Here is a 22,419-nt window from a genome sequence, read left to right on the forward strand (position 1 = left end):
ATTTCCCTCAACACACAGTAATGTCCAGATCGAAGATGATTCCCCGGCCTTCCGCGCATTGAAAATCCTGTATCCCGCCGAATACGTTTCGCGCTTTGTTGAAAGCGAGATTCAGCCTGAGTTCTGTTCCGCAACGCCCATGCGCTTGGGTGGAAAAAGGGATTGAAAACCCTTTTGCGCAGAATCGGCAATGTCCATCCCAACCAGCGTGAAGGTGACGAGAAGGGCGGCCCGGCAGACGATGGATCAACGGAATTTCAGGACGGTGCGTCAACTCCCTGCACGGGAGCAAAGCCACGTGGGGAGCTTTGACTCAGTACACCCACTGAGTCAAAGCTCATAAATGCCAAAAAAATGGAATATTCAAGAACTAGTAAAAATCATTACTATTTTTATAATCACTTAAAAAGGCGCCTGATCTTTAGCAGCCAGAACCGCCCTGCGCAAAACATAAAGAAAGAGCCCGCCGGAGTCACCGACAGGCTTTTTCTTCTGGATCATGATGCGACGGAGCGTTCTTTGGCTCTCAACCCTCGGACGTGGTCGGGTCGATGATGGTCTTGACTTCGCTCACGCTGTTGGCCGGGAAGCCGCCCTTGGTGGCGTGCTCGCGCACCGCCGCTTCGCTTGGGGCGATGTATACGCAATAAATCTTGTCCGACGTCACGAAACTCTCCACCCACTGGATGGACGGCCCCATTTCCTTAAGCACGCCGCAGGAATGCTGGGCGATGCCCTGCAGGGTTTCGGCGGTCATGTTACCCGCGCCGGGGATCTCGCGTTCAATGATGTACTTCGGCATACAGTCTCCTCTCGGGTTAAAAGTCCATGCTGCATGGATGGCTCCCTGAAAAAAAGCCCCCTTCGGGCCATACAAAAATGCGGCCAAAAGTACGTTTGATCCGAAAATCGGCCCACCGCCTGCCTATCCGGCCTGTGCACCTCGCCATGGGAAGTTCAAAGATGCGCATTTGGGCTCCGGTCTGTATCCATAACGACCAGCTTCCGCGCCCTCGACTGTGTCAAAAAGAGCCAAATATAAAATCGCAGCCCCTCTTCTTCAAATGGATCACGTTTTTTTGCAGTTTCATCATTCCAGAGCCTGATCCAGATCCGCCAGGATATCGTCGATGTGTTCGATGCCCACGGAAAACCGGACCAGATCCGGGGTGATGCCCCCTGCCGTCTGCTCCTCTTCCGAGAGCTGGGAATGGGTGGTGCTGGCCGGGTGGATGGCCAGGCTCTTGGCGTCGCCGACATTGGCCAGATGCGAGATCAGGCGCAGGCGATTGATAAAATCCCGTCCGGCCTCAAGACCTCCCTTGACCCCGAAAACGACCATGCCGCCGAAGCCGCGCGGGAACATGGTCCGGGCCAGATCGTAGGACGGGTCGCCCGGAAGGCCGGGATAGCGCACCCAGGACACCTTGGGGTGTCCGGCCAGAAATTCCGCCGCCTGCAGGGCGTTCTCGCTGTGCCGCTCCATGCGCAGGGCCAGGGTTTCAAGCCCCTGCAGGAAGATCCAGCAGTTGTCGGGCGAAAGGCACGCGCCGAGGTTGCGCAAGGGGACCAGACGCATGCGCATGATGAAGGCCAGCGGGCTAAGCTCGCCCAGGTCATGGGCGTAGCGCAGGCCGTGGTAGGACGGGTCGGGCTCGTTGTAGAGGGCGAATTTGGGGTCGGTCCAGTCGAAGGTTCCGCCGTCGATGACCGCCCCGCCGATGGCCGTGCCGTGCCCGCCGATCCATTTGGTCAGCGAATGCACGACGATGTCCGCCCCGTATTCCAGCGGCCGGAACAGATAGGGCGTGGTGAAGGTCGCGTCCACCACCAGGGGCAGGTTATGCTCATGGGCGATGAGGGACAGGGCTTCGATGTTGGCCACATCGAGGGCCGGGTTGCCGATGACCTCGGTGTAGATGAGCCGGGTGCGCTCGTTTATGGCCGCGTGCACGGCATCCGCATTGTGGATGTCCACGAAGCGGGTGGTGATCCCGGCATCAGGCAGGATGGCGGCGAACATGGTATGCGTGCCGCCGTAAAGGGTGCTGGACGAGACCAGCTCGTCACCCTGGCGGCAGATGTTGATGACCGTGTAATGAATGGCCGCCGTCCCAGAGGCCAGGGCCAGGGCGGCCTTGCCGCCTTCGAGCTGGGCCAGGCGCGTCTCCAGCGCCTCCTGGGTCGGCCCGCCCAGGCGGGTGTAGATGTTGCCCAGCTGGCGCAGGGCAAAGAGGTCGGCGACGTGGTCCGCATCCTTGAACAGGTAGGCCGAGGTGCGATGCACCGGAACGGCGCGGGAGCCCGTGGCGTCGGGAGCATAGCCGCCGTGCAGGGCCTTGGTTTCAAATCGTTGCATGGTTCCTCCTGTCCGGAATCTGCCGGACTGCGCGTCCGTCAGAAGACTTTTTGACGTTGAAATATATCTCCCCGAGACCGTTCATAAGCCGTTCTGGCAAGGCGCGCTTGTGCCCAGCATGGGTAAACCGATTTTGGCGGGCGCGGTGTAGCCGACTACATAAGCCCGCCAAAAACGGGGAGCAACGCAGTCCAGAACGGATTTTTCAACGGTCCCGTATCATGAAGATTCCGTACGAGGCGAGCAGATTGGGCCAGAACCGGACCTCGCGCATGCTCCCGTCGCCGGACGGATTCACGGCCAGGGAGCGGATGATGGAAAAGGGCACGGCCCGCGAATAGGCCCGGAAATCCTCCAGGCTCAGCACCCTGATGTTGGGCGTGTTATACCATTGGTAGGGCAGCTCCGGCGTGACCGGCACATGCCCGGAAAAAGCCATCTGCAACCGGATGGGCAGACAGCAGAAATTGGGAAAACTGACGATGCCCCGGCGACCGACCCGAAGCATCTGCTGCAGCAGGGCGGTGGGCTCGTAGGCCTGTTGCAGGGTCTGGGACACGACCACGTAGTCGAAAGCCTTGTCCGGAAAACCCGGCAGCTCCGTGTTGATGTCCCCGTGGATGACCGACAGGCCCTGGGCTATGCAGGACACGACCTCGTCCTCGTCGTGCTCGATGCCAAGACCGTTCACTTGCCTTGTGTCGCGCAGAAAGCGCAAGAGCTTGCCGTCGGCGCAGCCAAGGTCCAGCACCCGGCTGCCCGGCTCGATCCAGGAAGCCACCACGCGCAGGTCGAAACGCAGCTCGTGCCCGTCCATGGCGCAATGCTCAGCAGCCATGCAGCCCTCCCAGAAATCCCCGGATCACGGTTTCCAGGCGCTCGTCCGGCAGCAGGAAGGCGTCGTGACCCCAGGGGGCGGTGATTTCGCAAAAGCTCACGTCCCGGCCCAACGTCTTGAGCACGTCCACGACCTGCCGGGACTGGTAGGTCGGGTAGAGCCAGTCCGAAGTGAAGGACACCAGCTGAAAACGCGCCCCGGTCCCGGCCAGGGCGCGCCGGGCCGGGCTGTCCGGGTTGCCCAGGTCCAGGTCGAAATAGTCGGCGGCCTTGGTCACGTAGAGAAAGGCGTTGGCGTCGAAGCGCTCCACGAATTTCCTGCCCTGATGGTGCAGGTAGCTCTCGACCTGGAAATCGCCCTCGAAATTGAAGGCAAACGCCCCGCTGCGCAACTCGCGGCCGAACTTCACGTGCATGGACTCGTCGGAAAGATAGGTGATATGCCCGATCATGCGGGCCACGGCCAAACCCAGGTCCGGGCGCACGCCGTCGTAATAGTCCCCGTTCTTCCAGTTGGGGTCGCTCATGATGGACTGCCGGGCGACCTCGTTGAAGGCGATGGCCTGCGGGGAATGGCGGCTGGTGGTGGCCAGGGCCAGGATGCCGTCCATCATGTCCGGATAGCTTGCGGCCCATTGCAGGGTCTGCATCCCGCCCAAAGAGCCGCCGGTCACGGCCAGCAGGCGCTCGACGCCAAGGTGGCGAACCAGCTCGCGCTGGGCGCGGACCATGTCGGGGATGGTCACGATGGGAAAATCAAGGCCCCAGTAACGCCCCGTGGCAGGATTGATGGACGACGGCCCGCAGGAGCCCATGCAACTGCCGATGACGTTGGAGCAGATCACGAAATAGCGGTCCGTGTCGATGGGCTTGCCCGGGCCCACGTAATGCTCCCACCAGCCGGGCTTGTCGTCGCCGTCGTGGTATCCGGCCACGTGGGCGTCGCCGGTCAGGGCGTGGCAGATGAGCACGGCGTTGGAGCGCTCGGCGTTCAGCTCGCCGTAGGTCTCGTAGGCCAGGGAAACGGGCCCGAGCCCCACTCCGCTGTCCAGAACCATGGAATGCGGGGGATGGGCGAAGGTGAAGGACTGGGTGCGGACAATGCCGACAGAGGGCTGGGTCATCGAATTCTCCATGATTGAAACGACAATTCAAGCGTCTATGAAGCTCCGGCCCCCAGGTCAAGGTCCGCGCTTGAGCTCTGGCCCTCCCGGCTCCGCCGTGATATGCACCTGCGCACAAAGAAAAACATCCTGGAGGCAGCCATGCTCAGATCGGATATCATCGACCAACTCGGCCCAGGCACAACCTGGGACATGATCATCATCGGCGGCGGGGCCACGGGGCTGGGCTGCGGCGTGGACGCGGCCGGCCGTGGATACAAGACCCTGCTGCTGGAGGAGCGCGACTTCTCCCAGGGCACCTCCAGCCGCTCCACCAAACTTGTCCACGGCGGGGTGCGCTACCTGCAGCAAGGCAACCTGGCCCTGGTCATGGACGCCCTGCACGAACGCGGCGTGCTGCTCCGAAACGCACCGCATCTGGTCTACAACCAGGCCTTTGTCGTGCCGGACTACAAATGGTGGGAGCGCCCGTTCTACGGCGTGGGCCTCAAGCTCTACGACATGCTGGCCGGCAAGCTGGGCTTCGGGCGCTCGCGCGTCCTGTCGCGCGCCAAGACCCTGAACATGATCCCCAACCTCGAACCCACGGACCTGCGCGGCGGGGTCATCTACTACGACGGCCAGTTCGACGACTCCCGCCTGGCCATCACCCTGGCCCGCACCATGAAAGACCTGGGCGGGCTGCCGGTCAACCACATGGGCGTAACCGGACTCATCAAGGACGAGGACGGACTGGTTTGCGGCGTGCATGCCAGAAACTCTTTGACGGGCGAGAGCCGCGAGCTGCGCGCCAAGATCGTCATCAACGCCACGGGCGTGTTCGTCGACGACATCCGGCGCATGGACGACGAGGGCGCGGCCAGACTCATCGCCCCGTCCCAGGGCATCCATCTGGTCCTGGACAAGTCCTTCTCCCCCGGCGACACGGCCATCATGGTCCCGCATACCGACGACGGCCGGGTCATCTTCCTCGTGCCCTGGCACGGACGCGTGCTGGTCGGAACCACGGACGTGGCCCTGGACAGCGCAAGCCCCGAACCACGACCCATGGAGGAAGAGATCACCTTCCTGCTTGAACACGCGGGCCGCTACCTGACCCGCGACCCCAAGCGCAGCGACATCTTGAGCGTCTTCGCCGGCATCCGGCCCCTGATCCGGGCCGAAGGCGAAGGCAAGACCTCGTCCCTGTCCCGCGACCATCACCTGACCATCTCCCAGAGCGGGCTGGTGACCATCGCGGGCGGCAAATGGACCACCTACCGCAAGATGGGCGAGGACGCCGTGACCCAGGCCGCGCGCTTCGCGGGCCTGCCCCCCCACTCCTGCAAGACCGAGAACCTGCCCCTGCACGGCTGGCTGAGCGGGGTGGACCCGCGCGACCACCTCTCGGTCTACGGCAGCGACATTGAGGAAATCCGCGAGATGATCCGCCGCGACCCGGAACTGGGCAAGCCCCTGCACTACAAGCTGCCCTACCTGCGGGCCGAGGTGGTCTGGGCCGTGCGACGTGAATGGGCCCGGACCCTGTCCGACGTGCTGCGCCACCGCACCCGCGCGCTGATCCTGGACGCGGCCGTGAGCATGATCATCGCCCGCGACGTGGCCGAGATCATGGCCCGTGAACTGGACCAGGGTAAAGACTGGATCGAGGAACAGGTGGGGTCTTTCCGGGAACTGGCGCGAACCTATCTGGCGGGCTGAAAACGGCGCGGCGGGTGTGAGCCCGCCGCGATCCAACAAAAACTCAGGCCTCGAACGCGGCCCAGGGAAAGTCGGCGTCGTCACGCAGCGTCAGTGTCGCACCGGGCAGTTCCACTGGCGCTCCCGCATCCGCTTCGGGCCAGGCCAGAGTGACGAGGCCGCCCGTGACCGCCGAGGTCACGCCTACGATGGAATCCTCCACGGCCATGCACTCGTGCGGAGCCAGCCCGGCCCGCCGCGCGGCCTCCTGGTACGGGTCCGGCGCGGGCTTGCCGCAGGCCACGTCGTTGCCGCAGACCGTGAAGGCCATCAGCTCCCACAGCCCGAGCACGCGCAGGTTGGCCTCGATGACCGGGGCCTCGCCGTTGGACACGGCGGCCTGGAGCACGCCGAGCGTGTGCAGGCGTTTCACCGCGGCCACGGGGCCGGGGCGCATCATGTCCGCGCGCAGCCCTGCCATGTAGGCGCAGGCGCAATCGGCGCGGAAAGCGTCCTCGGTCAGTCCGGCGGGCAGACGCGGCTGCAGGATGGCCCACTTCTCCGGCATGGTCTTGCCCAGAAGTTCGATGTTGGCTTCCTCGGTCAAGAGGTAACCATGCCCCGCGCACCAGTCGCGGATGACCTCAAAATGCAGGCCCTCGGTGGTGATGAGGGTGCCGTCGATATCCCAGAAAACGGCCTTGGGCCGCTCCACAAGCTTCATTTTTCCTCCTGTTTGCATGCTTCCAGCACCGCCTTGGCCCGGGCCGGAAAATCGGTGATGATGCCGGCCGCCCCTTCGCGGGCCAGCCACAGTATGTCTTCCTCACGGTTCACGGTGTAGACGTTGGTTTCAAATCCGGCCTCGGCAAAGGCCGCGATGCGTCCCGGAAAAAGCCCCTTGAAGGACGGATGCACCGCCACGGCCTCAAGGCTCCTGAGCCGCGCCACGATGTCCTGCGTTGAGCCGGCCATGGCCTTTTCGTCCAGCAGCAGACCCACGGGCACTTCCGGGCAGAGCTCGCGGAACAGCTCCAGCGACTTCTGCCTGAAGGACGAGACCAGCACCCGGCCATCCAGCCCTGCGGCACGGATCAGCCCTACGACAGCGTAGACCAGCCCTTCGTCATCCCCGCCGAGCATGTCCTTGATCTCGACATTGACGGCCAGCCCGCTTTCACGGGTCCAGGCCAGCGCTTCGGCCAGGGTCGGGATCGCCTCGCCGGCGAAGGCGGCCAGCTGCCCGGCTTCCACCTCGCCGCCGGCCACGGTCCCGAACGGGTCGCGCCGCGCGAACCAACTCCCCGCGTCCAGGCTGCGGATCTGATCCAGGGTCAGCCGATTCACCACATGATGCCTGCGCGGGGGCATCCCCGGCCGCGATGCGATGTCCGTGACGCGGCGCAGACCGTGGTCGTGAGTGACGACGACCTTGCCGTCAAGGGTGAGGTGCACGTCCAGTTCCCAGCCGTCCGCACCCTGGGCCAGGGCGGCGCGGGCCGCGGCCATGGTGTTTTCCGGGGCCGCGCTGCGCGCCCCGCGATGCGCCCAGACTTCCGGCAAGGCGAATGTTTTTCTCATGAAATGATCCTCTCCTTCAAAATATCCTCCCGCACGGACGCGCCTATCGAACTTCGTCCGTCAAACCATGCGCAACGTCTTCGCGCGTGCTACCTGATCCGGGAGAAAAGCAAAAGAAGGGAGGATGCCCGAAGGCGGCGAGACGGGATGAGTTCACACCTCTCGAACGGGACAATGCACAGGCCCTGAAATGCTTTCATCCGCCTTCAGCCCGGAAGGATCTGAGAGCCTACGTTTGATGGCTTCCAGCTCGTCCAGGTTTTCGAAGAACAGATCGACGATCCTGGGGTCGAACATCCCTCCCCGCTCCTCGCGAATGAACCGCAGCACCTTTTCCTTGGGCCAGGCGGGCTTGTAGACCCGGCCCAGCGACAACGCGTCATAGACGTCCGCTAGGGCGCAGATCCGCGCCAGCAGGTTGATCTCCTCTCCCTTCAGGCCGCAGGGATAACCGGTCCCGTCCCAGCGCTCGTGATGCTGCAGGGCGATGGCGCGGGCGCCGGCCATGAGCTTGCGGTCGGAGGTGTGCAGAATGCGCTGCCCGATGACCGTGTGGTGCTTGATCTTCTCGAATTCCGCCTCGGTGAGCTTGCCGGGCTTGTTCAGGATCGCGTCCGGAATTCCGATCTTGCCGATGTCGTGCATCGGGGCCGCGGCCTGAATGAGCGCGATGTCTTCCGTGGACAGCCCGTATTTCTCCCCGAGCAGGGCCGAATAGGCGGCCACCCTGCGCACATGGTTGGCCGTGTCCTGCGAACGTGTCTCGATGACATCGCCCAGGGTGGACAAAAGCTCTGTCTGCGTCTCGATCATCTCGCGGTTCAAGTCCATTATTTCGGCATTGCCGAGATTGATCTTGCGCTGCTTGAGCACGTTTTGGACCAGGAGCACGATGATCACCCCGAGAATGGCGATGACCACCAGGGCGCTCAAAATGACGGAGCGATGGACCTCGAAATAGGACAACGGACGGTTCAGCAGGACCGCGTTCTCCGGCAGGACGGACACGGGGATGGCGAAGCGCTGCAGCGCCACGTAGTCGTAGGTGTGCCGGTTCACACCCTGCAACTTGCTGTAGGTCGCGGGCGGATTCTTTCCGGCCAGACGTTCGAGCAGCGTCTGTGCGGCTTTGCGTCCGTGCCCGAAGGCGCTGGTCACGCACCCGCCGACCACGCCTGAATTCAGCTGAAAATCCCAGGCCACGTACACCGGCACGGGCGAAGCGGCGGCAATGGCCCGGGGAATCTCTTCCGCCGTGAACACCTGTCCCGCCGCGTCCTGAAAATAGACCAGCAGGTAGATCAGTTCGCCGGGAACGCGCTGCCGGGCAAATTCGACCAGCTGCTCACGGGTCATGGGAGGGACGACCTCCACCCGGCTGGCCACAGCATGGGTCTGCTGCAGCAGATCGCGCAGGATGGTCTGTCCGGTCAACGTGCCGTCGATCATGACGAAAATTTTCCGCGTGCCCGGATTTTGCTTCAATGCCGCGCCAAGCGTCTCCAGATGCGCCAGGCTTTCGATGATGATGTTCATGTCCCTGGCGTTGGTCGGGATGGAACTTATGTCGTTTATTCCGCAGGCAACGATGGGTGTCTTCGGGAACAGCTCGTCCCGGTATCTGGCTACCAGCTCCAAGGCATGGTCGTCGGTGAGAATGATCCCGTCGAAGCGGGACCTGGTGTACTTCTCGCGATAAAGAAGCAGCAACTGCTTGAGATAGGCGGAGGATCCGTGGTGCTTGGCGTCCATGTATTCCACGCGGTAGCGCCCCCGCACGTCCGGGGCCTGCAGCACCGACACTATCCCGTCATGCAGGTCCCTGGTCCAGGAATAGTCCGGCGCGTAGGAATGCAGCACCAGCACGCTGGGCCCCGCCCCGTCTTCGGCAGGCGCATCCGACTTCCAGACGACAAGCAGCGCCGCAAGGACGAAAAGCGGAAACAAAAGCCAAGAGCGCATGGAAGGGTTCATGGCCGTTTTCTAGCACACCGCTTCCACAAGCGGCAAGGCGCAAGGCGTCCGGCGCGCCTCTTTGCCGAAGAAAGACACTCCAATATACATATCACCCCCGATTCCTTTCCAGTCCTCAAATTTGATACCCCCACGCATGGACCCAAACACCTTGACTCCGTACCAATAATTAGTACAAAGGATGCAACATGACATGGACTGTCACCCTTTCCTCCAGAGTTGCAAAGGGATGCAAGACTCTGCCAAAAGCGGTCAAAAAAGCCCTGGCGCTGCTTTTGACGGATATTGAAGATTCAGGACCCGTTCGAGGAGATTGGCCAAATTATTCGAAGCTGGGCCATGGCCGACATCATTGCCACATCAGGAAAGGGCGCCCAACCTATGTGGCCGTGTGGGAAGAAAATAACGGAAAAGTGAAGCTCGTCGAGGTGACATATGTTGGAACGCACGAAAAAGCCCCATACTGAGAACGTGACCATCCGCATCACCGGCCCTGCAAGCAGGAAAAAAGAAGCTGTAAAGATACTCGCACACCTTGGTTTCGCAATTCAGGAAGAAACTTCTACCACGCCATGGCGCGAAACGTTGGGCTTCGAGAATTCGCAGCTGCCTGGCGTATTTCTGGCCGGAGCCCGGCATCGGGAAGGAATGACCCAGGAGCAGCTGGCCAAGGCCACGGGCATTGCACGGCGGCACATCTCCGAGATGGAGAACAACAAGCGCCCCATCGGCAAGCTGAACGCCCGCAAACTGGCCGCAGCCCTGCATGTCGATCCCAGACGCTTTCTGTCGGCCTGATCCGGTGATATCGAAAAACCTGAAATGATCAGCCGACACTCGAACTGCAGGCCAAAGCAAATAAAAAGCCAATAGATCCAGATAAATACTTATCCATTATCATCAGGAAAGCACATATGGAATACACGTTACGACGCACAAGCAGAAAAAGAGAGAATGATGAAGCATGGGGAGTTCTTCGTCGGTGCACATGGGGTTTTCTCTCCGTAGTCGGACCGAATGCGACGCCTTATGGGGTCCCCCTCAATTACGCACTCCTTGAGCAGGATGATGAAAAACACCTCATCTTCCACTGCGCCAATGAAGGTCGCAAGACAGATTACCTGAAACTCAACCCTCAAGCCGCCTTCGTCGCGGTCGAAAATGCCGAAACGCTTCCCGAGAAATTCAGCACCGCATATGCCAGCGCCATGGTTTCCGGATACATTGAAAGAGTCGATGACCCGGAAACGAAAAGGGCTTTGTTGAAATTTTTTGTGCAAAAACTCGCCCCAGGCTTTCAGGAACGCGGCGACAGGCACATCGAACACCGACTGAGCGACTGCTGCGTTTTGAAACTCAAAATCGAGCACATTTGCGGAAAAGGTCGCAAGAAAGAAGAACCATACGCCTTGGCCGATCTGGGATTCTAGCTCCTCGCGCGACAGGCAAAGCGCCTCTTTGCCCGCATACGGACATGATGCCCGTATGCGGACATGACACGCCGCAAAGTATGTCTTTCTTGATACAACTCCAATGCGACGACTCCATTCAATAATCAAAATTCGCTACTAATCCAGATTATTATAACGACTACCTGAGATTGCATGCAAAGAGGATCACTTCTTGCTTTGAGACCTGCATGCGTATTCATCAAGAACTCCATTGATTTCAATCGACAAACACGAACATCAAAATTTCAAGCGGAGGTTTATAAAAACATGCGATTACAGGACGCGTCACTCCTTTGTTCCAAGTGTCATATCGGCGGTGTATGGGTTGAGGCAGACGGCAACGGTTCATTCCCGGTCATAAACAAAACAACCGGCGACGTGATCTGCACAGTCCCGAATTGCGGAAAATCCGAAACAGACCGTGCGATCGCCTCAGCAGCCGAAGCTTTCAAGACCTGGGGCGCAATGACCGGAAAAGAACGCGGCCTTGTCCTGCACCGATGGCATGCTCTCATCCACGAAAACATTGACGACCTCGCCCTGATACTGACTCTGGAGCAGGGAAAGCCCCTTGCGGAATCCAGAGGGGAAATACTTCTGGGATGCACCTATATAGACTGGTTCGCAGAGGAGGGACGCCGGGCATACGGTGAAGTCATTCCTTCCCCGTGGAGCGGCAAGCAGCCCCTGGCCATACGCCAGCCGATCGGCGTGGCGGCGGCCATAACACCCTGGAATTTCCCGAACTCCATGATCACGCGAAAAGCCGCGCCAGCCTTGGCGGCCGGGTGCCCGGTCATCGTCAAACCCGCATCCGCGACCCCCTTGTCCGCGCTTGCGCTCGGGGTCCTGGCTGAGCGCGCAGGTTTTCCTGCGGGCGTATTCTCCGTGATCACCGGCAACGCGCGCGAAATCGGAGACGCCTTGTGCCAGAGCCCAACAGTGCGCGCGCTCAGCTTTACCGGCTCCACTCCTGTCGGGAAGAAACTCATGGCCCAATGTGCGCAGACCATGAAAAAGCTGTCCCTTGAACTGGGCGGCAACGCGCCGTTTCTTGTTTTTGAAAAAGGGGATGTGGAGGACGCCGTGCGCAGCGCAGTGGGCTGCAAATTTCGGAATGCCGGGCAAACCTGCATCTGCGCCAACCGTTTTCTGGTGGAGGACGCTGTGCACGATGAATTCGTGGAGCGCCTCAAGACGGAAGTCGGCAGGATCATCCTGGGAGACGGAACCAAGACCGGAGTAACCCAAGGCCCGCTCATCGACGGCAAGGCTTTCGCCTTCATGCACGAGTTGCTGCAGGACGCGACAAGCAAAGGAGCCACCATCGTGTGCGGCGGCAAGCCGTCGGCCCTGGGCGGGAACTTCTTCAAGCCCACCATCGTCACCGACGTGACCAGGGACATGCGTCTCTTCCAGGAGGAAATCTTCGGCCCCATCGCCCCGATCATTCGCTTCTCCAGCGAAGAAGAGGCCATCGAACTTGCAAACGACACGCCCTACGGACTGGCCAGCTATGTCTTCACCCGCGATCTGCCCCAGCTGTGGAGAGTCGTGACCAGGCTCGAATATGGACTGGTCGGCGCCAACGAGGTCGCCCTCGCCTCGGGCGAAGTCCCGTTTGGAGGCGTGAAGGATAGCGGACTTGGCCGGGAAGGCGGTCGGCAGGGATTGGATGAGTACCTGGAAACCAAGTACATCCTGCTTGGAGGTCTGGACAAGCGCTAGTGCGCCCGGCGTGGAAATCCTCCAAGAGCATTCACCTGAAAAAGTGATGCCAGGGGCTGCCTTCTCGGCGGTCCCTGGACGCTGATCAGCCCCTTTTCGGTTTGCCGGGATGACCGTCAGCTTTAGCCGCCGTCCCTGGGCGTCTCACCGAGCTCCTTGAGCTTGCGGAAGACCGTGCTGCGGTTGATGCCGAGTTTCTTGGCCGCATCGTTCACGGATCCGAACTGGTCGATCGCCTTCCGCAGGACGCTCCCTTCCAGGTCCTGCATTATTTCCTTGAAAGTGCGGCCCTCCAGATCCACATCGGCGAGATTTTCAGGGCAGACGCAGGGCTTGCCGCGCGTGCCACGGGCGAAAGGAAGATCCTCCACGCCGATAAAGCTTTTCCGGCTGGTGACCACCAGCCCTTGAATCAGATTTTCAAGCTCCCGCGCGTTGCCCGGCCAGGAATGACGCAACAGGGCGTCGTCGGCCTCGGCGCTGATCTTCATCTCGCGTCTGTATTTGGCGCAAAAGAAATCCAGGAATCCGTGAGCCATGGGCAGTATGTCCGCTCTGCGCTCGCGCAGGGGCGGCAGTTTCAGGACGGCCACCTTCAGACGGTAGTAGAGGTCGGAGCGGAAGTTGCCCAGACGCACTTCCTTCTCGAGATCCTTGTTCGTCGCAGCCAGGACGCGCACATCGACCTTGCTTGCAGATGTGGCGCCGACCCGCATCACCTCCCTGTCCTGAAGCAGTCGGAGCAGGCTCGACTGCATGGTCAGGGGCAGATCTCCAATCTCATCCAGAAACAGGGTGCCGGACGCGGCCGCCTCTATGAGCCCGATCTTGCCGTGCCTGCTGCCCCCGGAAAAAGTGCCGCTGGTGTAGCCGAAGAGCATCGTCTCAATCAGGCTTTCGGGGATACTCGAACAGTCGGCCTTGATGAAGGGTTTTTCGGACCTGGGGCTGACCGAGTGGATATGCCGGGCGACGACGTCCTTGCCTACGCCGGTTTCGCCGATGAGCAGCACCGTGGCATCCGTCTCGGCGATGTTGTCGATCTGGCTGTAGATTTTGCGCATGGCCGGGCTGTGGACGACGCGAGGATACTCGGCCGCATATTTCTGATCGGCCATATTCATGGTCTGGTACGCGTCGAGAAGTTCCTTCTGGATCGCGAGCTTGCGCTTCAAGTCCATGAGGGTGGTCACGTCGCGCATAAAGGTGATGACAAACGCCACCTCTCCCGATTCGTCGAGGATGGGCGTTCCTTCCAGGATGAGCTTGCGGCCTCCCGCGTTCTGGATGCTGGAGTGGCTCCGCTTGGTCTTGACGATCTCGGGATTGATGACAACGTCGAAGAGCCCGTGCTCCATCATCTCCACGGCCGACTTTCCGAGCAAGGATTCTCTGGGGATTCCGGTCAGTTCGCTGTGCCGGTTATTCAGATAGACAACGATTCCGGCGTGATCGGTGATGCACACGGCGTCTTTGAAGCTGTCGAGAAACTGTTCGAAGAATTTTGAAAACATGGATTGTCTTGGAAGAATGTTCGGAGTCAAAAGAAATTTCTTCTTCCGATCCCGCGCGCTCTGTCAAGGCGGGAGTTGGGGCGGTTCATGGCGGCGTGCGTTCATGCGCCGTGAACGTGTGCGTGCGGGGCCTGAACCGGACGGCCGGCATGAAAAAGCCCCGTCAGATGGACCTGCGGGGCGTCGGAGGGAGAGGACGGGGCTAAGCGGCTATGGCCTTCAGCCTTGCCATGAGGGCGGGGGCGAGCTTCGCGTCTCCCATGGGAAAGGGTCGCTTCAGGAATTGGTACTTGGGCTGCCCCATGCGGTGATAAGGCAGGAGTTCGTAGGTCAGCCGTTCGCGCTTGGGCAGATGCGCGACAATGGCCCTGATGTCTTCCTCGGTGTCGTTGAATCCGGGAATGACCGGAGTGCGCACCGTGATGGGCAGGTCAGGATAGGCGCGGAGCACGCTCTCAAAGTTTTCGAGGATGAGTTCGTTTCCGACGCCTGTGCCCTGCCTGTGCCGTGCCGAGGACATGGACTTGATGTCGAAGATGAGGCCGTCAAGGAGCCCGCAGGCTTCGAGCAGCGCCTCTGTGGAACAGTGGCCGCAAGTTTCCATGACGGTGTTGATCCGTCTGCGCCTGGCGTCGCGCAGCAGGGCCAGCGCGAATTCGGGCTGAAACATGGCTTCGCCGCCGCTCAGGGTCATGCCGCCGCCGGAACGGGCATAGAAGACGCCGTCCTGTTCAACCGCGTTCAGGACCGCGTCCACGGTCATGGCCTTGCCGTAGACGCTCAAAGCTCCCGTCGGACAGGCGTCGACGCAATCCGGCGCAGTCCCGCAGAGGGCGCAGTCGATGGCCGGCAGCCCTTCGATGTCCATGATGCGGGAGCTTGGACAACTGGTGATGCACCGCCCGCAGACGGCCGGGGTCAGGCATTTCGCCATATTGAAGGCCAGCTCGGGCCGCAGATGCTGGGATTCGGGATTACTGCACCAGTCGCAGCGCAGCGGGCAGCCTTTGAGGAAGACCATGGTGCGGATGCCTGCCCCGTCATGGACGGTGTATTTCTGGATGTTGAAGACGTATCCTTGCTGATTCATGTCACTCATGTCTTTCTCGTCGTTGTCGAAAGGGTGCGAGGGGAGCGCGGCCCCCTCGCACGGATTGATTCACATGTCGCCGTGTTCGGTACGTTCGATGATGTCGTTCTGGAGGTCGCGGGACAGGTCGCAGAAGTATGCGCTGTACCCGGCGATGCGGACCAGCAGCGAACGGTAGCTGTCCGGATCTTTCTGGGCGGCGAGCAGCGTTTCGCGATTCACGATGTTGAACTGCAGGTGCCACAGCTTCAGGTCGCACCAGGTGCGGATCATGTCCATGACCTTCCTGGTGCCCACGTCGCCCGCCACGCACTTGGGTGAGAGCTTTATGTTCAGCAGCCGGGACGCGCGGTTGGTCAGGCCGTAGTTTTTGGTATGGTAGTTGGACAGCATGACCGCGGTGGGACCGTTCCTGTCGGCGCCGTGGGACGCGGACGAGCCGTCGGACAGGGCGGTCCAGGCCAGGCGGCCGTTGGGCGTGGCGGACACGACCTTGCCGAAGGGCACATGCGAGGTGATGGGCACGTAGCGGACGTCGACGTGGATACCGCGTTCTTCGGAGCAGCGTCTGGCTTCGAGCTGGGTGAACCGGTCGATATCCTTGGCGATGCTGTCGGCGTATGGATCGTTGTTGCCGTAGCAGGGAGCGCCCTTGAGCATTTCCCGCACGGGCAGGTACCCTTCGAAGTTGGCCTTCAGGGCCGCGACGACTTCGGCCATGCTCAGCTTCTTGTCCTCGAAGACCAGCTTTTTGATGGCCGCCAGGGAATCGACGACGGTGCCGTAGCCCAGGAACTCAAAGTAGGAGTAGTCGACGCCGCCTTCGATCTTGTATTCGTGCAGGTCCTGCATATTTTCCATGCAGAGGTTGTGCATAAGAGATGAAAAAGGCGCGGCGAAGTGCATGGGCCTCAGGCGGTCGACGACGTATTGCTGCTGGAAGGCCTTGCGCAGCAGATTCAGATGCTGGGCCTTGTAAGCTTCATAGAATTCCTCCCAGGTCTGCATGGCGCAGGGATCGCCGGTCTCAAGGCCGATGACCTCGTCACCGTAGTGCGGCATGCGGCCTTCGTGCATCAGCATCTCAAGCGCGGAAGCGAAATTGATGTAGACGCAGCCGGAGGTGTAGGTGTCGCGGTTGGGCATACGCGCCTCGGTGCAGCCGGAGACGGCGTAGTCCAAGGCTTCGCTCATGGGTGCGCCCTTGATGGCGTACAGCGGCACGACCTCCTCGTCGTTGATCAGCTTGGGAAAGCCGGAGCCATCCTTCACGGTCAGGGCCACCTCATGCAGAAACCGTTCGGGGGAGCGGCTATGGATGCGCGCCGCCAAGTCGGGATAGTTCAGGGGGAAGTCCCGCTTGGATTCGAGAAAGAGGTAGGAGAGGTCGTTGGTGGCGTCCTCGCCGTCCGGGGTCTGACCGCCGATGGTCACCGCCTCCCAGTGCGCGTATCCCTCCTGGAATTCATTACCCGTGGGGTTGATGTACAGGTCGATGAACTGGGCCATGTCGACCCACATGCATTCCAGCAGCTCGCGGGCCTCTTCGCGGGTGATGACCCCGTTTCTGATGTCGGCCTCGTAGTAGGGAAAGAGGTACTGGTCCATGCGGCCATTGGAGATGATGGCGCTGGCCTTCTGCTCGATGCGGGAAAACATCTGTACGAACCACTGGCACTGCATGGCTTCGCGAAAGCTGCGGGCGGGGTATGCGGGCACATGCTCGCAGGTCTCGGCGATCTGGAGCAGTTCCGCCTTGCGCCTCGGGTCCGTTTCCCCGGCGGCCAGATCTCTGGCCAGTTCGACGTGTCGCCTGGCCCAGATCATGACCGCGTCACAGACCAGAATCATGGCTTCGAGGAAAGGCTTCTTGTCCCACATGTCGCGGGAATTGGTCGTATCGAGGGCGGCAAGCCTGGTCTTGGCCTCGTTCTGCATGTCCACAAGGCCGCGTTTCAGGACTTTCTCGTAGTCCGGAACCCACTGCAGGGCCGAGCGGTAGGAGGATGTCTCGCTGACCACGAATTTGGATTTGAGGCCGCGCTCGTCATGGTAGGTCACGTTGCGGAGCTCGGCCGGCAGCACCTGATTCAGGTGTTCGTGGTAGGTCTTGCCCTCCCAATACGGTGCAATTTCCTCCACAAGGATCTTCATGTCGGAGTCCGAAATCAGAAACGGGCTCTTCGTGCGATTGGGCAGGTCCTTCATGACTTCGATGTAGAAGTCGCCGTCGATTTCCGGGTACAGGATGCCGTACCGTCCAAGCTTGCCCACGCGACCGGCGAGGAGCTGGTCGGGAGTGATGTAAACGTTCATGTTTTCAGCGACATGCTTCAGGGCCTTGGCCCAGCGCAGGGTCAGCAGCTCGCCCTCGCTCTCCTGCATGGAGCGGGTAAAATACAGGGCGCGCTCAATGTCGACATGAGGTACCGCAAACTGGTTGCGTTCAAGGATCTTGTAGACCCGTTCACGACCGTTCCGGTTGATTTGAGTTGCTCCCGAGATGCGTTCTTCCTGGGGGGACTGGCAGCAGGTGGTCATATTCGTCTCCTCAGCCTTGCGGCGTGAATGTTTTTTTCAAAGCACGTCATGTGCTTTTTCCTCAAAAGCAGATGGCATGCCATAATCATAACAAACTGTTTTTATGAGACAAAATATTCATAGCCGCATTCAGGTTATGAGGCGCAGGGGTTGCGCAATGATGCGAAACAGAGACTTTTTAATTTTTTAAACAATGATTTCAACGATAAAGCCATATTGTCTCAGTTTTGAGACAGGTCTGGTTGTTGCGAAAGTGCGGGAAGAACCGTGATTGCGCCCCGGAAGGACCGCAGGCCGGGATGACCCGCGCAATCGAACCCTTGAGGGCATTATCTTGCCCGGACGCGCCCACTTCTTGCCCGAAAACAACCAAAGTGCCCGCTTACGGGCAGACGCGACTCCCGCCCCAAATCTGCTCATCTACAAAAATGTCCCGTAGTCTGAGCACATAACGACATCCTCTCATCAGGGAATGCCTTGGAACGCTCTTTGCTCAAGGTTCGGAAGGATGGACGTGACAGGAGTTCTCCTTTTTTTGAACTCGTTAATTTTCCAGAATAATTACATGACAACTTCAACGGAGGCAGACATGCAGATCGGATTCATCGGAGTAGGACTGATGGGAGGCCCACTGGCCCGCAACCTGATTCGCGCCGGCAAGAATGTGCTCGTTTTCGACCTCAGCGAAGAGGCCGTGAAGCGCACCCTCGCCGTCGGCACCACCGGCAAGGCTGCCGCCGCCGTGGCGGACCTGGCCTCCTGCGACATCGTCTTCACCAGCCTGCCCCTGCCGCAGCACATCAAGGGCGTCGTCCTCGGTGAAACAGGACTCTATGCCAAGATGCGCAAGGGCGCGCTGCACATTGAACTTTCCACCATTGATCCGGGTGCCGCCAACGAGATGCGGGCCGCTGCGGAAAAAGCGGGCCTGGGGTATCTGCAGTGCACCCTGGGCAAGACTCCGGCCCATGCGGAAAAGGCCGAAGAACCCATGTTCATCGGTGGCGAAAAGGCCCTGTATGCCGCCAATGAAGACCTGTTCAAGGTCATCGGCATCCCCAGCTATGTCGGAACCGTCGATGCGTCCTGCGCCGTCAAGCTCATCTCCAACATGATCGGCATGACCAACCTCGCCGTGCTCGCCGAAGGCATCAAGGTCGGCGACAAGGCCGGCCTGGATCGAACCCTGCTGCTCGAACTTTTGTCCGACACCGGCGCCCGCAGCTTCCAGATGGACGTGCGCGGTCCGTGGATCGCGGCCGATGACTACAATCCTCGCTTCGGACTGGATCTGGCGCTCAAAGACGTGCGCCTTGGGCTGGAAATGGCCCGCGCCTGGGATCTTGATCTAAAAGCCATGGAAGCCGCCCTGGTCTACTACAAAAACGCCAGCGCCGAAGGCTACGGCAAGGAAGACTGCAACGCAGTCGCCAAGGTCGTCGGCAAATAACCGTTTTTTCTCAAGTTCGAGGGTTTTCGCGATAACGCAGTGAGAAACGCCTTACCATGAGTCCTGCGGGAAGCGGCAAAACCGCTTCCCATATCCTTCAGATACGGTGAATGCCCTGCATGGATGTCCTGTGCAGGCGGAGATATAACCCAGCCAGAGATCAAAGGAGAGACCGCATGAGACGAGTTCTGTACGCCATCACGGCCCTAGTTTTTCTGTTCAGCGTGACGACGGCTTCCGCCGCCGAGTACAAGAAAATGACCATCAGGGCTGCCACGGCCAACCCCGAAGGCAGCCTGCACACCACGGCGATCAACAAGTTCAAAGAGATCATCGAAAAAGAATCCGGAGGACAGATCACCGTCCAGACCTTCTACGGCGGCTCCATGGGCGACGAACAGTCCAATGTCCGCCAGCTTCGCAGCCAGGAAATCCACTTGGCCGTCCTGGCCGTGGGCAACCTGACCCCCTTCGCCTCCCAGGCCAACATCTTTTACCTGCCCTACATGTTCCCCAAGATTGACTCGGCCTACCAGCTGCTGGGCCATGACGACTTCACCGCCAAGGTCGCCGACAAGGTCGTCGAACAAAGCGGCACCCGGCCCCTGTCCTGGCTCATCGGCGGCTACCGTCACATCACCAACTCCAAGCACCCCATCGCCAAGATCGACGACCTGCAGGGGCTGAAAATCCGCGTGCCCCCCGTGGCCGTGCAGCTCGAAGCCTTCAAGTCCTGGGGCGTAGAACCTCACCCCCTGGCCTGGTCCGAGACCTTCAATGCCCTGCAGCAGGGTGTCATCGACGGCCAGGAAAACCCGCACACCGTCAACCGCGACCAGAAGTTCTGGGAAGTCCAGAAGCACATCACCGAACTGCACTACATGCTCTGGGTAGGCCCCATGCTGGTCAGCGAAGCCTGGTACGCCAAGCTTGACGCCGACACCAAGGCCCTCGTGGACAAGGCCGCCAAGGAAGCTGCGCAGCACGAATGGAAGTGGGCAGCAGAACAGGATGCCGTGGCCAAGCAACAGTGCATCGACAAGGGCATGGAAGTCACGGAACTGACCGACGAACCCGTATGGCAGGAAAAAGCCCGCACCGTATGGCCCCAGTTCGAGGAGCAGGTCGGCGGCAAGGCCATGATCGACGAAGCCGTCTCCCTTATGAACTAAACAAACACTGAAGGAGGCAGGCAATCATGTCGACTCAGACGACGTCAATCATTCGCAAGCTGTACGATAATTTCGAGGAAATCCTGAGCGTCGTGTGCGTCGGGGTCATGGTCGCCTGCCTCATGCTTCAGGTCGGAGCGCGCTGGATCGGTGGGCAAGGCTTACCCTGGACGGAGGAGCTCAGCCGCTTCGCCTTTCTGTGGGCCGTATTTTCCGCGGCGGCCCTCGTAGCCAAGCACGGGTCCCATGTCCGCATCACCGCCCAGTATCTGCTCATGCCGCCGAAATACCGGCTGGGCTTCCGGATGTTCACCGACACCATCTGGATAATCTTCAACATCTACATAGCCTGGATAAGCTGGCAGGTGGTCAGCAGCGGGCTGGAATTCCCGGAGCTTTCGCCCACCCTGAATATCGTCAGAGGCTATATAGAAATGATCATCCCGTTCGGCTTCGTGCTCATGAGCTGGCGAATCGTGGAAGGCTACGTCATCAGGTTCAGAAACGGAACCCTCATCGAACTTGTGCAAGAAGAATTTGAAAAGGGGGACAAATAATGGAACTCTCCGTCTTGCAAATGGTCCTTATCACCCTGGGCGTATTCTTCCTGCTGGGGATGCCGGTCTTCATGAGCCTGGCCATCTCGGCCGTCGTGGCCCTGACCTTTGGCGGTTATCTCCCCATGTCCGTCATCCACAACTCGATTTTCGACGGGCTGAACATCTTTCCACTCCTGGCCATCCCCTGCTTCGTCATCGCCGGCACCCTCATGGAGTACGGCAACATCACGAACCAGATCGTTGAAGTGGTCAAGCAGATGGTCGGCCGCATGCACGGGGGCCTTGGAATCACCACCATCCTGGCCTGCACCTTCTTCGCGGCCATCTCGGGCTCGGGCCCGGGCACCGTTGCCGCGGTGGGAACCATCCTGATCCCGGCCATGATCCGCAGCGGTTACAGCAAGGATTACGCGGCGTCCGTGGCCTCATCCGGCGGCACAATCGGTCTGCTCATCCCGCCCAGCAACCCCATGATCATCTATTCCATCCTCGGCAACGTGTCGGTCACGGCCATGTTCACCGCCGGTTTCATCCCCGGCTTCATGGTCGGTCTGGTCATGTGCCTCACGGCCTGGTCCGTGGCGAGGAGGAAAGGATTCCGCGGCGACGAGAATACCCCGCCGTTCAACCTGGTCACTTTTCTGAAAACCCTCTGGAAAAGCTTTTTCTCGCTGCTGACCCCCTTCGTCATCCTGGGCTCCATCTATTCAGGGCTATGCACCCCCGTCGAAGCGGCCGTCCTGGCTATCGCCTACGCCATGTTCGTCGGCATAGTCATCAATCGCGCCCTGCGGCCCGTTCATATTTACAAGGCCTTGCTGGAAGGCGCCCTGCTCTGCGGAGCCGTGCTGCTCATCGTCGGCACCTCGACCCTGTTCGGCAAGATCCTGACCTTCGAGGAAGCCCCCCAGCGCTTGGCCGCAGCCGTCATGAGCATCTCCCAGGACCCCAAGATCGTCCTGCTGCTCATCATCGGCGTGCTGATCATCCTCGGCATGTTCATGGAGACCCTGTCCACCATCATCATCCTGGTACCGGTCCTCATGCCCATGCTGCACGTGGTCGGCATCGATCCCATCCACTTCGGCATCATCCTGGTGGTGACCAACGAAATGGCCCTGCTCACGCCGCCTCTGGGGGTCAACCTGTTCGTGGCGTCGCGATTGGCGAACATCTCGGTGGAGCGCATCTCTATCGGCGTGCTGCCCTTCCTTGCCGCGCTTCTGGTCTGCATCCTGATCCTGACATTCTTCCCCGAAATATCCACCTGGCTGCCGTACACGCTGGGCATGGGACAATAAACAGATACTTCCGGCGACGGGCATTCCGTCGCCGGAAATTGGCTACATAAAATTCCA

At 60.3% G+C, this 22,419-nt stretch carries 19 protein-coding genes; 9 read left to right on the forward strand and 10 right to left on the reverse strand.

Annotated elements, in window-relative coordinates; all coding sequences use genetic code 11:
- Positions 1 to 526: 526 nt before the first annotated feature.
- The 4 genes from DBAC_RS10660 to metX all read right to left on the reverse strand — a co-directional run bounded on the left by DBAC_RS10660 (position 527) and on the right by metX (position 4,320).
- Positions 527 to 802: a DUF4242 domain-containing protein gene (locus DBAC_RS10660; protein ID WP_015774306.1), complete on the reverse strand. Its 276-nt coding sequence runs from the start codon at positions 800 to 802 to the stop codon at positions 527 to 529.
- Between the two features lie 288 nt (positions 803 to 1,090).
- Positions 1,091 to 2,359: an O-acetylhomoserine aminocarboxypropyltransferase/cysteine synthase family protein gene (locus DBAC_RS10665; RefSeq protein ID WP_015774307.1), complete on the reverse strand. Its 1,269-nt coding sequence runs from the start codon at positions 2,357 to 2,359 to the stop codon at positions 1,091 to 1,093.
- A 205-nt stretch (positions 2,360 to 2,564) separates the two neighbouring features.
- Positions 2,565 to 3,197 (reverse strand): methionine biosynthesis protein MetW, encoded by a 633-nt coding sequence (gene metW / locus DBAC_RS10670; RefSeq protein WP_015774308.1) that lies wholly within the window; start codon positions 3,195 to 3,197, stop codon positions 2,565 to 2,567.
- Positions 3,187 to 4,320 carry a homoserine O-acetyltransferase MetX gene (metX, locus tag DBAC_RS10675; protein ID WP_015774309.1) on the reverse strand — a complete coding sequence of 378 codons (1,134 nt, stop codon included), beginning with the start codon at positions 4,318 to 4,320 and terminating at the stop codon, positions 3,187 to 3,189. The genes metW and metX overlap by 11 nt, the downstream gene beginning before the upstream one ends.
- A gap of 141 nt (positions 4,321 to 4,461) precedes the next feature.
- Here metX and DBAC_RS10680 point away from each other — a divergent pair, with 141 nt between their 5' ends.
- Positions 4,462 to 6,021, forward strand: coding sequence for a glycerol-3-phosphate dehydrogenase/oxidase (locus DBAC_RS10680; RefSeq protein WP_015774310.1), 1,560 nt, complete (start codon positions 4,462 to 4,464; stop codon positions 6,019 to 6,021).
- Positions 6,022 to 6,064: 43 nt separating this feature from the next.
- Here the strand turns inward: DBAC_RS10680 and DBAC_RS10685 are convergent, their stop codons facing one another.
- The 3 genes from DBAC_RS10685 to DBAC_RS10695 all read right to left on the reverse strand — a co-directional run bounded on the left by DBAC_RS10685 (position 6,065) and on the right by DBAC_RS10695 (position 9,555).
- Positions 6,065 to 6,724: an HAD family hydrolase gene (locus DBAC_RS10685; RefSeq protein WP_015774311.1), complete on the reverse strand. Its 660-nt coding sequence runs from the start codon at positions 6,722 to 6,724 to the stop codon at positions 6,065 to 6,067.
- The gene (locus tag DBAC_RS10690; RefSeq protein ID WP_015774312.1) at positions 6,721 to 7,581 is read right to left on the reverse strand and encodes a glycerophosphodiester phosphodiesterase; all 861 of its coding nucleotides are present in this window, start codon (positions 7,579 to 7,581) and stop codon (positions 6,721 to 6,723) included. The genes DBAC_RS10685 and DBAC_RS10690 overlap by 4 nt, the downstream gene beginning before the upstream one ends.
- A gap of 153 nt (positions 7,582 to 7,734) precedes the next feature.
- Positions 7,735 to 9,555 carry an HD domain-containing phosphohydrolase gene (locus DBAC_RS10695; RefSeq protein WP_015774313.1) on the reverse strand — a complete coding sequence of 607 codons (1,821 nt, stop codon included), beginning with the start codon at positions 9,553 to 9,555 and terminating at the stop codon, positions 7,735 to 7,737.
- A 188-nt stretch (positions 9,556 to 9,743) separates the two neighbouring features.
- On the opposite strand from DBAC_RS10695, the gene DBAC_RS18415 reads away from it, so the two are divergent.
- From DBAC_RS18415 to DBAC_RS10710, 4 genes are all read left to right on the forward strand, one after another.
- A complete protein-coding gene (locus tag DBAC_RS18415) occupies positions 9,744 to 10,022 on the forward strand; it encodes a hypothetical protein (protein ID WP_015774314.1) in 279 nt (92 codons plus the stop codon).
- Positions 9,991 to 10,353, forward strand: coding sequence for a helix-turn-helix domain-containing protein (locus DBAC_RS10700; RefSeq protein ID WP_015774315.1), 363 nt, complete (start codon positions 9,991 to 9,993; stop codon positions 10,351 to 10,353). Before DBAC_RS18415 ends, DBAC_RS10700 begins: the two co-directional genes overlap by 32 nt.
- Positions 10,354 to 10,469: 116 nt before the next feature.
- On the forward strand, positions 10,470 to 10,985 hold the full coding sequence (locus DBAC_RS10705) for a pyridoxamine 5'-phosphate oxidase family protein (protein WP_015774316.1): 516 nt from the start codon (positions 10,470 to 10,472) through the stop codon (positions 10,983 to 10,985).
- Positions 10,986 to 11,273: 288 nt separating this feature from the next.
- Positions 11,274 to 12,734, forward strand: a complete 1,461-nt coding sequence (locus DBAC_RS10710; RefSeq protein WP_015774317.1) for an NAD-dependent succinate-semialdehyde dehydrogenase — start codon at positions 11,274 to 11,276, stop codon at positions 12,732 to 12,734.
- A 122-nt stretch (positions 12,735 to 12,856) separates the two neighbouring features.
- Here DBAC_RS10710 and DBAC_RS10715 read toward each other — a convergent pair whose 3' ends face one another.
- From DBAC_RS10715 to hpsG, 3 genes are all read right to left on the reverse strand, one after another.
- A complete protein-coding gene (locus DBAC_RS10715; RefSeq protein WP_015774318.1) occupies positions 12,857 to 14,248 on the reverse strand; it encodes a sigma-54 interaction domain-containing protein in 1,392 nt (463 codons plus the stop codon).
- 202 nt (positions 14,249 to 14,450) lie between these two features.
- The gene (hpsH, locus tag DBAC_RS10720; protein WP_015774319.1) at positions 14,451 to 15,347 is read right to left on the reverse strand and encodes a (2S)-3-sulfopropanediol dehydratase activating enzyme; all 897 of its coding nucleotides are present in this window, start codon (positions 15,345 to 15,347) and stop codon (positions 14,451 to 14,453) included.
- Between the two features lie 60 nt (positions 15,348 to 15,407).
- Complete coding sequence (gene hpsG, locus DBAC_RS10725) at positions 15,408 to 17,879, reverse strand: (2S)-3-sulfopropanediol dehydratase (protein WP_015774320.1); 2,472 nt, start codon at positions 17,877 to 17,879, stop codon at positions 15,408 to 15,410.
- A 589-nt stretch (positions 17,880 to 18,468) separates the two neighbouring features.
- On the opposite strand from hpsG, the gene DBAC_RS10730 reads away from it, so the two are divergent.
- The 4 genes from DBAC_RS10730 (at position 18,469) to DBAC_RS10745 (ending at position 22,362) form a co-directional block, all read left to right on the forward strand.
- The gene (locus DBAC_RS10730) at positions 18,469 to 19,329 is read left to right on the forward strand and encodes an NAD(P)-dependent oxidoreductase (protein ID WP_015774321.1); all 861 of its coding nucleotides are present in this window, start codon (positions 18,469 to 18,471) and stop codon (positions 19,327 to 19,329) included.
- A gap of 176 nt (positions 19,330 to 19,505) precedes the next feature.
- A complete protein-coding gene (locus tag DBAC_RS10735) occupies positions 19,506 to 20,501 on the forward strand; it encodes a TRAP transporter substrate-binding protein (RefSeq protein ID WP_015774322.1) in 996 nt (331 codons plus the stop codon).
- A 26-nt stretch (positions 20,502 to 20,527) separates the two neighbouring features.
- Positions 20,528 to 21,058 carry a TRAP transporter small permease gene (locus DBAC_RS10740; RefSeq protein WP_015774323.1) on the forward strand — a complete coding sequence of 177 codons (531 nt, stop codon included), beginning with the start codon at positions 20,528 to 20,530 and terminating at the stop codon, positions 21,056 to 21,058.
- Positions 21,058 to 22,362 (forward strand): TRAP transporter large permease, encoded by a 1,305-nt coding sequence (locus DBAC_RS10745; protein ID WP_015774324.1) that lies wholly within the window; start codon positions 21,058 to 21,060, stop codon positions 22,360 to 22,362. The genes DBAC_RS10740 and DBAC_RS10745 overlap by 1 nt, the downstream gene beginning before the upstream one ends.
- The last annotated feature ends 57 nt before the right edge of the window (positions 22,363 to 22,419 follow it).

This window comes from Desulfomicrobium baculatum DSM 4028, from assembly GCF_000023225.1.
Taxonomy (GTDB): domain Bacteria; phylum Desulfobacterota; class Desulfovibrionia; order Desulfovibrionales; family Desulfomicrobiaceae; genus Desulfomicrobium; species Desulfomicrobium baculatum.